The 13,401-nt window shown below is 52.4% G+C and carries 12 protein-coding genes; 3 read left to right on the forward strand and 9 right to left on the reverse strand.

Going from position 1 to position 13,401, the window contains the following annotated elements; all coding sequences use genetic code 11:
• Window positions 1-71 precede the first annotated feature (71 nt).
• A complete protein-coding gene (locus FRZ59_RS01765) occupies window positions 72-446 on the forward strand; it encodes a helix-turn-helix domain-containing protein (protein ID WP_132127581.1) in 375 nt (124 codons plus the stop codon).
• 120 nt (window positions 447-566) lie between these two features.
• Window positions 567-1,292, forward strand: coding sequence for a DNA repair protein RecO (gene recO, locus FRZ59_RS01770; protein ID WP_132127580.1), 726 nt, complete (start codon window positions 567-569; stop codon window positions 1,290-1,292).
• A gap of 72 nt (window positions 1,293-1,364) precedes the next feature.
• Here the strand turns inward: recO and FRZ59_RS01775 are convergent, their stop codons facing one another.
• Window positions 1,365-2,348 (reverse strand): GlxA family transcriptional regulator, encoded by a 984-nt coding sequence (locus FRZ59_RS01775; RefSeq protein ID WP_132127579.1) that lies wholly within the window; start codon window positions 2,346-2,348, stop codon window positions 1,365-1,367.
• A 138-nt stretch (window positions 2,349-2,486) separates the two neighbouring features.
• On the opposite strand from FRZ59_RS01775, the gene FRZ59_RS01780 reads away from it, so the two are divergent.
• Window positions 2,487-3,107: a dihydrofolate reductase family protein gene (locus FRZ59_RS01780; RefSeq protein WP_132127578.1), complete on the forward strand. Its 621-nt coding sequence runs from the start codon at window positions 2,487-2,489 to the stop codon at window positions 3,105-3,107.
• 161 nt (window positions 3,108-3,268) lie between these two features.
• Here the strand turns inward: FRZ59_RS01780 and FRZ59_RS01785 are convergent, their stop codons facing one another.
• The 8 genes from FRZ59_RS01785 to FRZ59_RS01820 are packed head-to-tail and all read right to left on the reverse strand — an operon-like array spanning window position 3,269 to window position 13,176.
• Entirely contained in the window at window positions 3,269-4,186 is a 918-nt protein-coding gene (locus tag FRZ59_RS01785; protein WP_225975138.1) for a glycosyltransferase family 2 protein, read from the reverse strand.
• On the reverse strand, window positions 4,146-6,260 hold the full coding sequence (locus tag FRZ59_RS01790; RefSeq protein WP_132127576.1) for a glycosyltransferase family 2 protein: 2,115 nt from the start codon (window positions 6,258-6,260) through the stop codon (window positions 4,146-4,148). Before FRZ59_RS01790 ends, FRZ59_RS01785 begins: the two co-directional genes overlap by 41 nt.
• A gap of 12 nt (window positions 6,261-6,272) precedes the next feature.
• Window positions 6,273-7,157 carry a glycosyltransferase family 2 protein gene (locus tag FRZ59_RS01795; protein ID WP_132127575.1) on the reverse strand — a complete coding sequence of 295 codons (885 nt, stop codon included), beginning with the start codon at window positions 7,155-7,157 and terminating at the stop codon, window positions 6,273-6,275.
• Window positions 7,136-8,158, reverse strand: coding sequence for a polysaccharide deacetylase family protein (locus FRZ59_RS01800; RefSeq protein ID WP_132127574.1), 1,023 nt, complete (start codon window positions 8,156-8,158; stop codon window positions 7,136-7,138). Before FRZ59_RS01800 ends, FRZ59_RS01795 begins: the two co-directional genes overlap by 22 nt.
• Complete coding sequence (locus FRZ59_RS01805) at window positions 8,155-9,768, reverse strand: glycosyltransferase (RefSeq protein ID WP_132127573.1); 1,614 nt, start codon at window positions 9,766-9,768, stop codon at window positions 8,155-8,157. Before FRZ59_RS01805 ends, FRZ59_RS01800 begins: the two co-directional genes overlap by 4 nt.
• A complete protein-coding gene (locus tag FRZ59_RS01810; RefSeq protein ID WP_132127572.1) occupies window positions 9,765-11,063 on the reverse strand; it encodes a glycosyltransferase family 2 protein in 1,299 nt (432 codons plus the stop codon). Before FRZ59_RS01810 ends, FRZ59_RS01805 begins: the two co-directional genes overlap by 4 nt.
• Before the next feature lie 7 nt (window positions 11,064-11,070).
• Window positions 11,071-12,303 (reverse strand): ABC transporter ATP-binding protein, encoded by a 1,233-nt coding sequence (locus FRZ59_RS01815; protein ID WP_132127571.1) that lies wholly within the window; start codon window positions 12,301-12,303, stop codon window positions 11,071-11,073.
• A gap of 9 nt (window positions 12,304-12,312) precedes the next feature.
• Entirely contained in the window at window positions 12,313-13,176 is an 864-nt protein-coding gene (locus FRZ59_RS01820; protein ID WP_132127570.1) for an ABC transporter permease, read from the reverse strand.
• Window positions 13,177-13,401 lie beyond the last annotated feature (225 nt).

Genomic DNA, 13,401 nt, shown 5'->3' on the forward strand with positions numbered 1-13,401 from the left:
AACAAATTTGTAACTTTTGTTAAATTTCTATTTGAGAATGTTTAAATTACTCTTAACTTTGTTTTTGAATCATGAAAAATACGGACAATACAATCGGAAAAAACATCAAGGCTTTGCGTCAGACAAAGAATTGGAGCCAGGAGCAGGTCGCAACAAGGTTGGGAATCACAGCTCCGGCGTTTTCAAAAATCGAGTGCGGTTTTACTGACATCAACTATTCAAGGTTGAAACAAATCGCTGACCTTTTCGGGCTTTCTGTGGTAGAACTGATCACCTATCACAACCAGGAAGAACAAAAAAAGTATCAAAGCGAATTGCAGAAGCTCAAGGAAAAACTGTACGACAGTGAGGGCGAGATCATTACTCTTCAGAAAAAGATCATCGTTTTACTGGAAGAAAAGCAGCGGCTTGAAATGGAAAGAGATCGGGCCCAGGCCGCTCTTTAAGTTGTTTCCGCGCTGAAATTCCTTATTGGTTCTGCCGTTCTCCTGTACCAGCAAACAGCAGGAGCAAACCATCCTATGTAAAATATAAAGCTACGGCAGAATCATTTGTATCTTCGTTCTATGCTGCATAAAACCAGGGGTATTGTATTAAAAACCACCGGATATAAGAATAGCAGTATAATTGCCCAGGTATTTACCGAGAAGTTCGGATTGCAGTCTTATCTTGTAAACGGAGTACGAAGGCCCGGGAGCAGGATTCCTTTTAATGTGCTTCAGCCGCTTCACCTGCTGGACATGGTGGTTTACCATAAAAGCACGGTTTCCCTGCAGCGCGTAAAAGATATCAGGAACGAGCCTGTTTTCCTGAGCATACCCCTTGATATTGCTAAAAGTACCGTTTCGCTGTTTTTATGCGAGGTACTGTATAAGGTATTGCGGCGACAGTCGGGTGAAGACACCGCCCTGTTTCAGTACCTTTTCAATTCCCTGGAATGGCTGGATCATCACGAAGGGAAGATCGCAAACTTTCACTTACTGTTCCTGATGGGCCTTAGCCGTTACCTGGGCTTCTTTCCCGATACGCGGAACCCGCAGGACGCCTATTTTGATCTGCAGAACGGACATTTTCTGCAAAATGCTCCACTGCATCCCTGGTACATTGGCCCTTCGCTGGCGGGTCTCTGGAGACAGCTGAGCCAGGGCAGTTATGGCCAGCTTACCGGGTTAAAGATCAGCGGGGAAGAACGAAAGCTACTGCTTCGCAGCCTACTGGAATATTATGCTCTCCATCTGGAAGGCTTCGGGCAAGTTCGCTCCTATGAAATATTACAGGAATTATTCGCCTGAGATTCCAATGCTGAGGTCGCCAGGCGCGTCCGCTCCGGCCTTCGTCAAATACCGATATCGCCGTTAAAAGCGTTAAACCGCGGCCATCCGGTTGTATTTATTGCGGTACACCATGGGAGATAAGCCAGTTATTCTCCTGAAAATGGTCCTGAAAGCCTTCACGTCCGTGTAACCCACTTCATACATTACTTCCGTCACATTCTTAGCGCTGTTTTCCAGCAATTTTTTGGCCGCTTCGATCTTTACCCGCTGAATGTATTCAACAGGGGTGTTATTGGTCGCTTTCTTGAATCTCCTTTCAAAGTGCCTTCGACCGATCGCATATTTCAGCGCCAGGTCTTCGACGGATATCCGCTCCCCTACATTATTTTCAATGAAATCCTGCGCCTGCTTTATTGGCTCGTCTTCATGTTTCTTCTGTCCCTGGAACATGATAAAGGGCGACTGGGTCTTGCGGTCTATTTCGATCGCGAAAAATTTGGAGGCGCGGATAGCGATGGTCCGGTCGGTGTATTTTTCAATGATATGCAACAGCAGGTTCCAGTAAGAACTGGCGCCGCCGCTGGAATACAGCCCCTGTTCGTCCGAAATGATCCGGCCGTCCACGAGGCGCACCTCGGGAAACATGCGCCTGAATTCATCCGCGAATAACCAGTGGGTAGAACATTCCTTGCCGTTCAGCAAACCTGTAGCGGCCAGCAGGAAGGCCCCGAGGCACAGGCTGGCCACTTCAGCCCCATTCGCGTGTTGCCGTACGATCCAGGGAATAAAATCTTTGTTCAGTTCCAGGTTTGTTCCGATATCGCCGCTCAGGGCAGGTACGATCACCAGGTCGGTTTTTTCCACTTCATCGAGAAGGGCATCCGCGCGAACGCTAAAGGCTCCCCTGTTCAGGGGAACATCCCGGGAAAGCCCTACCAGCTGGATTTCGAAGGCGGGGCCTTTGCCAGCTTCCTTAAAGAACTGGTTTACGGCCGAAAACATATAAGAAGGGTCCACGATGCTCGCGGGGACCGCTTCATTAAGGACCAATATGGATATCTTCCTGGCGCTCATTGTTCGTGCTTTGGTATTATACCATACTAAATTAACAAACATTCATAAAAGTCGCAATCCGCACCCTATTTAGTCTCATTTACACAGGCCATGGATTATCAAGGTGAAATACCTTTGTAACAGGATAAGGCCAAAGAAATGCGAAAATTAGTTGCATCGATAAATCTGACACTTGATGGTTTTATGGCAGGCCCGCGCTGCGAACTCGACTGGCATTTCCGCCACTGGACGGAAGATATGGCCGGGATCACCGGCCGGGAGCTGAGCAAAGCGGATACGATCTTACTGGGCAGGATCACTTATGAAGGAATGGCCGCTTATTGGTCATCGGCCTTTGCGGACCTCTCCTTCCCGAGAGGAGACCTTGCCATCGCCGAAATGATGAATAATCATACAAAAGTTGTCTTCTCCAGGTCACTGGTTAAAACCGGCTGGAGGAATGCGCGCCTGGCCGGGAAAAATATACGCCGGGAAATTTCCATGCTAAAACGCTCCGGCGCCGCCGGAAATAAAAACATCATCCTCTTCGGCAGCGGCACCCTGGCATCCACCCTGATGCAATTGGGCCTGATCGACGAATACCTGCTTTGGATCCACCCGGTGATCCTGGGCCAGGGCAAGCTCCTCTTCAAAGACTCCATTTCACAGCAACTCCGCCTGACCGCCTCGGAAACCTTTAGTTCCGGCGTCGTTCTGCTTCGCTATGAAATACAGCATCAGCCTGAACTCGTTTTTGATAATATGCCGCTCTCCGGCTGAAGTTCATTCCTTCAACCTGTTCACAGGTACGGGTTCACTGTCAGCATTCCTTTCCTTTAACTTTTCAAAAAAACGAAGCGTCCTTTTCTTAAGAAACTTGTAGCCGATTAGCTTTTTTATGTAAAGCTTTAAAATAATATATATCGTATTTAGATTTCTACTCATTTTAAAAGCGGCCTTGGCCTGCAACAGGGCCGCATGGGTGGTCCCGTACTCATTATATAACTGATGAGATTTGTGAGCGATATAAATTGATTTATATTTTCTCGCTGATCTTTTATATGACTTCCTTTTTTCCGGCGGAAGATAATGCTGAATGATATCGATCGCCTTATAGATATCCAGAATGTTCTGTCCGGATAAAAACGAACGGGTGGTAATGTTATTTGTATGGTACCTGTACCGGGCAAGCCGCTCGGGGAATAGGCCACCGGGTAATGAGCCGCGATCCGTACCCACATTTCCCAGTCTTCGTTAAAATGAAAGGCAAAAAATCCCCCCAGGTGTTCGTATACCAGTCGTTTTACGACGATGGCGGGAGGCTGAAGACGCTGGCGGCGGGCGATGGTACTCAACCAGTCGCTGAGGACGCCCGGCTTGTCCATCAGGCTTTGCCGGCTATATACTTGATTTCCGCATTCATCAATCACGATATGGCTGGTAAATGCGGCGCCCACCTGTGGATGCGCGTCAAAAAGCGCCCCGGTTACGCGGTAAAAACCAGGCAGCACAGCATCGTCACCATGCAATAAATGGACTAAATGCCCTTTGGAACGGTTCAGGCAGGTCTCAAAATTCCGGAGACTGCCGCGATTATATGGCTGCCGATAATACCCAACGCGGCCTTTCCCTACTCTGGCGACCAATGCGCGAACATCCCCGTCCGTACTATGATCATCCACAACTTCGATCTGCATGATTTCCGGACCGGGGTCCTGGATGAGTACGCTTTCGAGAGCGGTTTGAAGATACCCGATGCAATTATATGCGGGGATCATCACGGACCAACGGGGACGGCTTTCGCAATCTGTTACCGCTTTAATGATGGGTGGGGTTTGTGGAGTACGGTCTTCGTTCATCGGTTTGAGGAAGTTTTCTCAACATACTATATATATACCTGCCCGCAAGCTTTAACATGCTGGCGGAGGTAAGGGCGTTCGGGCTCATTATCCAGGCCCGCCAGGCCTGGGTAAAGGCAGCTTTGGGGTTGCGGAACTCCGTAAAGATCCTGTGGGAAGTATTGGCGAAATACGCGGCGTAGTTTCTTCTGGCAGCCTTTTGCAGGTGGCGCTGCTGATCGCGGGGCAGGTACTGCCGGACAATGCGGATGACGGTGTGAATGTCGCGGATACTTTGTCCGGACAGGAAGGAACGGCTGGTAATGTTATTCCTGTGGTAACGGTATTTGGCCAGGTGCCTGGGCGAATAGGCAACGGGGTAATGCGCGGCTATGCGTACCCACATTTCCCAGTCTTCGCCAAAATGAACGGCAAAAAAACTTCCCAGATGCTCGTACACCCTGCGTTTCACAACCATAGCGGGAGGCTGCACATATTGCCGGCTCGCAATCCGGGCCAGCCAGTCCGGCAACAGTCCGGCGCTGCCGGCAAGGCTCCGGTAATAAGAGAGTTCACCGCCCGCCTCGTTTATAAAGATGTGATTGGTAAACGCGGCGCCGGCTTGCGGATACCTGGCAAACAAATTCCCGATCTCGCCGTAAAACCCTGGCTTTACCAGGTCGTCTCCGTGAAGCAGGTGGATCCACTCACCCTTTGCACGGTTCAGGCAGGTTTCAAAATTGCGCAGGCTGCCGCGGTTATACGGTTGCCGGTGGTAGCCTACGCGTCCTTGTCCTAAACGCGTCACCAGGGCAGCGACATCGCCGTCAGTACTGTGGTCATCTATTACTTCGATCTGCATGATGTCCGGGCCGGGATCCTGCAGAAGTACGCTCTGCAAGGTTTCTTCCAAATACCCGATGCAGTTGAATACGGGGATCATGACCGACCAGCGGGGGCGGGCTTCCCCTGCCGGCACCGGAAGGATCTCCGGAGGGTTATGTGGTATCCGGGGTATTGCTTTTGCAGTTTCTGGTGGTGTTTCCGCTGCCTCGCGGATCTTGCCGTTCCGGTGAGCGGCCACCGATCCCGGCTGGGAAAATTTAGCGCTCAACAGGAGCGCGGCCTTTTTCCAGCAGCCCAGGCTGATGAGCAGGAAAATCAGTTCAGGCCCGGAAAGCCTGCCTGCAAAAAAAGAAAGCATCCACTCTTTCTTGAAATAGGCGGCTTCCCGGATAGCGGCTTCATCGCGATTGACATTTTCCATTGCCAGGATGTACCCGGTAATATGATCCAGCTTACGAAAGCAACGGGCAATGGCCATTATACCTTCCTTCAGGACAGGCTCGCAGTCCAGCATCAGGCAGCGAACTTCATGATGGCTGAGGCGAAATCCTTCCCCGGTATAATACCGGATATTGCGCAGAACCTGTGCATGCTGCGCCGCTTCATATTCTGCTTTCCGCGTAACCCGGCTCAGGCTTTCGTCGGCAAGGCGGTAATCCAGCAGAACTTCCGGCAAGTTATGGATCTTGTAATTGCGTGCCATTTGCCACCACAAATTGTGGTCTTCGGCGTAGCGGGTACTGTATTTACCGCTGGCTGTTACGGCGCTGCGCCGGTACATAACAGTAGGATGGTAGATCCAGCAGGCGAAATTGAGGTTGTAATAATAGTATTGGGATTTCCATTTCTCCGTCCGTAAAGGAGTTTTATCGGCTGCAACGACCCTTGCCCAGGTTGAAAGCAGTGCTATTTCGGGGTGTTCCCGGAAAAAGGCCACCTGTTTTTCGAGCCGCTCCGGATAGCTGATATCATCGGCGTCCATGCGGGCGATAAGCCCGGAAGAGGCCAGGCCGATCCCCTGGTTAAGTACGGCCGAGACGCCCCGGTTTTCTTCGTTCCTGATAAACCGGATCCGCGGATCGGTGTACGAACAGACGATCTCCGGGGTAGCGTCTGTGGACCCGTCGTCAATGATCAGGAATTCAAATTCTGTATATGTCTGCCCTAATATGCTCTCAATAGCCTCCCGTACATGCTTCCGGGCATTGTAGACAGGCATTAAAACGGTTACAGAATGACAAGCTTCCATCTTCCTCTTTCGCTAATAAAACAGCCGCGCCCACCATCGAACCACCGGATGCCGGTACCGGCACAGGGCTCTCCTTAATAAGTTGTCGATGCCGGGATACACTATTTTATGTTCCGCCATATATTCCCGGAGCCATTGCAGGAAATACTGCCGTACCACATGATAATTCCCCTCCCCGGTTACCTGGCGTACCAGTGAGCCTGCCCGCTGGCGGTACCGGTTGTGGCATAGAGGAGATATGTAAACAGGCTCATTCAGGTATATTTTATGCAGGAAGGCCTGGTCTTCATAAAGCTGGTACTTCCCCGTAAAATGCGCTTCAAACCCCCGGTATTTCTCCAGGGCGGACCTGCGGACGATGATCCCGGAAGGACAGGGCGCCGCCCCGCCCGATAAGGGGTAAAGCAGGTTTATGAGCTCGGGAGGGTCAAACAGCCCTTCCCGTTTGACGCCTACCGGGATAATTACATCCTGCGCAGACGGTTTTTCCCAGCTATACCAGTACTCGGATGCCTCGCATAACATGGCCGCTTGCGGGCAGGCATGCATGATCCCGGCCTGCACCTGTAATTTTTCCCGCCTCCAAACATCGTCTGCGTCCAGGAAGGCGATCAAAGCGCCGCGTGCCCTGGATATTCCCAGGTTCCGGCTGGCGCTCAAGCCTTTGTTTTCCCCGCGCTCATGTTGTACGCAGCTGATCTTCCCCGGATACCGGGCTGCATACTCCTGCGCAATATCCGTGCTGCTGTCCGCCGAACCATCGTCGACCAGGATCAGCTCCCAGCTATCGTAATGCTGGCCGATCACACTCTCTATAGCTTCGGCCAAAAAACGCTCCTCGTTAAAAAAAGCCGTTATCACGGAAATCTCCGGCATCATGCCTTTCCTCCCATCCATACGGAAAGCTGTTTTTCGAATGTTTCTCCATTCCAGTCCCCCACCTGGAAACGGCCCAGCCGGTAGGGATCCGACTTTCGGGTGATCGCTTGTTCCTCGGTGGTAAAGGCTGCCTCAAGCTGCTGTTCCTTTACCGTCCTGAGCGTATCCTTATTGTAGTGGCCGTGCGGATAGCTGATCACCGGAATAAAGCGGCTGGTGGCTCGCGCCAGGTATTTCCTGCAGCTTTCGATTTCGCGAAACTGCCGCTCAGGCGATTGACATCCCAAAGCCGGATGGCTATGGGTGTGCAAACCGATATCCAGCAGGGGATGCCGGCTCATGCTCATTAGCTGCTCCGTATTTACAGGAAGCCGCTCCTCTTCGGAGGAGCCGCTGCTGTCTTCCCGCCAAAGCCTGATCTCCCGGGCGGCACGCTCCTGCGCTTCGGGTGGCAGGCTTTTCACGCGCTCATAAATATCCAGGTAAACAGCTGCTCTGCGGCCCGGCGGCGGGGCCGGATAACGCCATAAAAGGTATTTACGATGCAGCTCCCCACTGAGGACGACTTCCCCATTGAGGGGATAGGAACAGCGCTCGCCTTGCAGATCTACAGAAACCGCTTCGGGTAGTTCAGCGGTATTGAGCAACAGGTCTCCGAGGGTGTCCCACCAAAAGCTATGCTTCCGGTCAATACAGCGCGTCACAATAAAAAAAGTAGCCGGGCATTGGTATTTTTCCAGCAAGGGGCGGGCTGTCAAATAATTGTCGGCGTAACCATCGTCAAAAGTCAGGCATACGCTGCCCGGCAAAAGCTTTCCCTCCTCTAATTGGCGCAGAAGCTCCGGTACCGGGATAACGCTGTAGCGTTTTCCCAGCACCTGTAACTGCTCCTCAAAATGCTCCGGCCGGACGGCCATCTGCCAGGGGTCGACCGGCACATTGGCGACGCGGTGGTACATCAGCACAAGGGCCCGCCCTGCGGTCGGCTGCCTGCTTTTGTATATCCAGCCGAGCTTCATGATAAACCGGGTTTGGCTGCCACAGCGGTGATGATCACCTGGTAATGGGGATCGTGAAAATCCATCTGTTCGCGTTTCAGTTCGGGCAGGCCCAGGCCGTATAAGAAGGCAGAAGCTACCAGCACGTTGCCATGGGTTTCAACAGCGGTTTCCGCCGGCGGGAAAACTTCCGCGAGCATTCTTGTGACCGAACGCGCCGTAAATGACCAGAACCAGGTTCGCTCCCACTCCCCGTGGTCGATGGATGTTATCCCCGGCACGGTCAGCAACAGCTTGCCTCCGGGCTTTAAAATGCGATAACAGGTTTTCAGCGCATCCTGGTAGTGGTAGATCAGGTGCAGGGTCTGGGTCAGAACAATGCAGTCAAAGCTGTTATCAGGCACGTGCGGCGCATGGCTGAGGTCACCCGTCAGCGTTGCCTGCGGATGGTATTCATCCACATGCAGCACATCGCTTTTCTCCACGCGACCGCCGCCGAAACGCATTGTATAGGCATTGTCGCCGATCTCCAGCACGCTTCCCCGGATGTGCAACGCTTGTCTTTGCAGGAAATTCTCAATATAATACCGGTCTACCGGCCCGCCCCGGTCGTACCCGAACTCCGTGCTGTAGGGCTTGAGGCGGTCGGGCATCTTTACGGCATCGCCGGATTTTCTGCCGAAATATTTGCGGAGCCCTTTCAGCAGGGGCGCCGGGGCATTTTTCCTGACAAATGTTTTAATGTTCATTGTTAAGTATCTTTTCAGGTATTTCCCGTAAAGGTCCGGCCGGTATTTCCGGAGTGCTGCCAGCGCTTCGTGACCGTTTTCCGAACCCGCAGGCAAAGGGGCAGGCAACCGGCGGTAAAGGTTTTCACAATAGTAATTGATCCAGTTGCTCCGTCCGTTCTCCAGGCACTTTTTCTCCTCTTCCGTGTTTACCTGCTGCCTGTCCAACACGTTCAGGACAGCGCCAAGCATAAAGGGAATGCTCCCGGACATATTGGTATTATGGATCCGGTAAGCGGCAATACAGGCAGCATGGTGGACAATGGGGTACTCCCGGGCTATTTTCAGGTACAAGTCGTAATCCTCGCAGGCTTTCAGGGATGTATCATAGCGAAAACGACCAAAAACCCAGCGCGGGTACATGACGGCCCCGTGCATTCCGATATAGTTTCCCTGAAGCAGCTCCAGGTAGGGATTTGCCCCGGGCAGCGCAGTCTCTTTTTCGATCACCTGGCCTGAAGCGTTTACCTTCCGGTGCGAGCCGGAAACAAATCCCGCCTCTTTATTCTGCGCAAGGAAAGCCAGATTGGCTGGTATTCCTCCGGGAAGCAGCCAGTCATCAGCATCAAGGAATACCAGGTATTTTCCGGAACTCAGGTCGATCCCCGTATTGCGGGCGGCCGAAAGGCCCTGGTTTGCCTGGTGTGCGTATTTTACGGTTGGATACCTGCCCGCAACGTCCCGCGTAAGGTCAGAGGATCCGTCGTCTACCACGATCACTTCCAGGTTGCGGTGATCCTGACCCAGCACGCTGTCGATCGCTTCTGCCAGGTAATGTCCCTGGTTAAAGCAAGGAATAATAACCGAAACCGGGATGGAGGATGTATCGGCAAAAGCGTTCATGGCTGGCTGAATAGTGTTTGCGAAGGCTTGTGCCGGTTTTTCCGGAAGAACAGTACGCCCGATAAGATCCCTGATAGTTCGTTGACGATGGTCCGGTGCCGCCCGCGGTAGTGTGGCAAGCCTTCTTTCAGCAATCTCCAGTAATAAGGCGCCAGCACCCGGTAAAAATGCCTGCGGTAGCCTGCCTGGGGATTTTGCTTGTGCTGGATCAGCGCTGCCGCTGTAAACCCCCGCATATAATAAAAAAGTTGCTTGCGCAAGGCGCGCAGTTCCCCCCGGTGTTCGTGATACACGACCGCCCGGGGCGTATAAAGGATGCGCATCCCTGCGGAGAGAATACGAAACCAGATCTCGGAATCCCCGCTGCATCCGGCGGCGCCCACATCAAGGCGTTCATCAAAATAGCCCACTTTTTCAAGCACCATTTTGCGAAATGCCATGTTGGCCCCCGCCCCGATCTCCCATACCGGCGGCCCTCCCCTCAGGTTTTGTTGAATAAAAAAAGTGTCGAAAAGTTTGTCCCGGTATCCCCGGTTAAAACTCCAGAACTTCTCAAATATCAGCTGGCTTTCTGTGTCCAGGGCGGAGGCAATGACCAAACCCGTCATAGCGGCAATATCCGGGTCTTGAAATACTTCCCATACCCGGTATGTCCACTCCGGGTGGACGAGGACATCGTCATCGACGTAAGCCACCAAGGGTTGCCGTGCCAAGCGGGCGCCGGTGTTCCGGGCAATATCCAGGCCCGGCCTGGGCTCCGGATGATACCTTACTGCGGGATACCGCGCCGCCAGCTGTTCGGTACTGCGGTCTTCCGGCGCATTATCTACCACGATAATTTCGGCCGGCCGCCAACGCTGGCTCAACAACAGGTCGAGACAGCGCCGCAGCTGGCCAGCCCGGTTACGGGTACATATTATTACGGAAATATTCAAAGATTTCCCGCCGTCCGGAGGGCGGGGCGCCTCGTCAAACACCTTTTCCAGTACGGCGGCAAAGCCCGGATGATCACCGCCCAGGAAAGGCTCCCGGTAGTTCCCTGCATGGGCTGCGGACCTGGCTGTATGCCCGTTTCCGGCCGCATAAAAGTCGATAGCAGGCGACACTGCTTTCAGCACAGCTTTACGCAGGTCCGCGGCATCGGCATATTTTCCGGGAGCCAGGAAGAGATGGCCCAGCGGTATCTGCTGCCACCAGAACAGGCAGTAATAAGACTGATGAAGCAACTGGGAAAAGTCCTCGTCGTTCTTTTCAAGCTGTATATGGCGGATCGTACAGGGGACCATATTTTTCATATCACTATCACAGTTGTGTTAACGTTACCGGGAATTGCGGCCGGACATACCCCATCCATTTGCCAAACCACGCCATGTTTTCCCGGTAGTCCTCCACTTCAAAAAACAGGCATTCCTCGAAGTAAAACAAGGGCTGGGAAGTATCCTTTACCACTATAATGGAAAAGTAATAAGAGCCGTCATTCAGAAAATTTCCCGGGATGGTACACTCCCCCTCCAGCACGCCCTTCCGGTAAACTGCCGGAGGGTGGGAAACGTCGAAAATACATTCGCCGCCAAGGGTAAACAGGTGTATGCCCACCGCCAGGTTCACCTCCTTGTTTAAATTGTAGAAGCGGAACTTTACAGTAATCGGCGTGCGTATATCAACCGGGCACATCGGATCCTCCAGGTGAGGGAGCAGCTCCACCGACATCATCCTTATATGTTCATTCCCCGGCGCTTGTCCCGGAACATCCCATTGTTGTTTCCAAAGCTTCCTCTGAAAGGCCGCCAGGTAATTATTGGTGATCGTCTGGGGTTCGCCGCTTGCGATGATCTTCCCCTTTTCGAGCCAGATAGCCCGGGTACACAGGTTATTGATTGCCTGCATATTATGCGTTACAAAAAGGACGGTTTTTCCCTCCACGCTCGAAGCCTCTTTCATTTTACCCAGGCACTTACGCTGGAACTCCGCATCTCCCACGGCCAGTACCTCATCCACCAGCAGGACCGCAGGCTCCAGGTGGGCAGCCACGGCGAAGGCCAAACGCACGTACATACCGCTGGAATACCGCTTAATGGGCGTATCAATAAAACGTTCCACCCCCGAAAAAGCCACGATCTCGTCAAAGCGGGCAGCGATCTCCCTTCTTTTCATGCCCAGGATATTTCCATTGAGAAATATATTCTCCCGGCCCGTCAGCTCCTCATGGAATCCGGTACCTACCTCCAGAAGGCTGGCCACCCTTCCCTTGCCCCTCACCCGCCCGGTAGTTGGCAGGCTTATGCGGGAAATGATTTTCAGCAGGGTGGATTTCCCGGCGCCGTTCTTACCTACAAAGCCCAGCACCTCTCCCTGAGGCACGTCGAAACTGATATCCTGCAGCGCCCAGATATGATCCCGGCTCTGATCGTCTTTAGCCGGCGCCTCCTTCCGGCCTTTCCACCAATCCAGCAGGTCCCTTTTCAGCGACCCCGATCCCAGCGCCCCCAACCGATAGTATTTTGAAACGTTTTCTACACTAATAACCGGATCCATTTATGAGGCTTAAATAATGTCCATTACTTTTATTTCCTGTTTTTTGAATAAATATATACCAGTCAGCAGAAGTGAGAATACCAGCAGCACCGCAGACAGCATATAACCGGCCGGTACAGCATCCTGCTTGAGGAAAGCCGCGCGGAAAGTTTCAATAGCCGGTGTCAGGGGGTTCAGCCAGAATAAGAACCGGTAGGGCGTTGATGCTACCAGTGAAGCGCCGTATACCACGGGCGTCATAAACATAAACAAGCGCAGTCCGAACTGCACTACATTATTCAGGTCGCGGTACTTTGCCGTAAGCACGCTCACGATCAGGCCTGCGCCGAGCGCAAACAACCCGGTCAGCGCCAGTATCAGCGGCACCAGCCAAATCAGTACGGAAGGAGCAGCAACCTGGCGGGTGAACAGGAAATAGGCATACACGGCCAAAAAGACCAGCAGCTGAATACCCAGACGGATCGACCGGGTCACCAGGGCGCTCAGCGCAACGATGAGCCTGGGAAAATACACCTTGCTGAAGATCCGGGCATTATGCAAAAAAATGTGCATGACGTCTGTGAAACAATCTGAGAAATAATTCCAGATAATAATGCCGGACAGGTAAAACAGGATCGGGGGGATACCGTCCGTTGGGATGCCGGCGATCCGGCTGAAGATCAAACTATACACCATCGTGGTCAGCAATGGCTGCAAAAGGATCCAGAAGGGCCCGATAATGGTTTGCTGGTAACTAACAAGCAAATCCCTTTTAACCAGCCTGAGCAAAAGGTCCTTATAATGAAAAATCTCTCCCAGCTCCCGAAAAAAATCCCGCTTTTCAGGATGCACCTCCCATTCCCAGTCATTCCGGTGAACCAATTTTTGGCGCATTTGTAAGAGTTTATTGCAGAGAATTTTATTACGATTCCACAATAAATTTACATGATTCCCGGCCAATCAAGCCGGGAATTCCGGTTTTGTTCACCCGGGTTCACACTATTGCACAGTATGCCACACTATCTTTTCGGAAAGTCTTTAGTGAAGATCCTATGCCGGGTTTTTCTGCCGGAAGAATTTCAAATAATACAACTGCCGAACTTGTAACTCTTTGGGAGC

This window comes from Anseongella ginsenosidimutans (assembly GCF_008033235.1).
GTDB classification, from domain to species: Bacteria; Bacteroidota; Bacteroidia; order Sphingobacteriales; family Sphingobacteriaceae; genus Anseongella; species Anseongella ginsenosidimutans.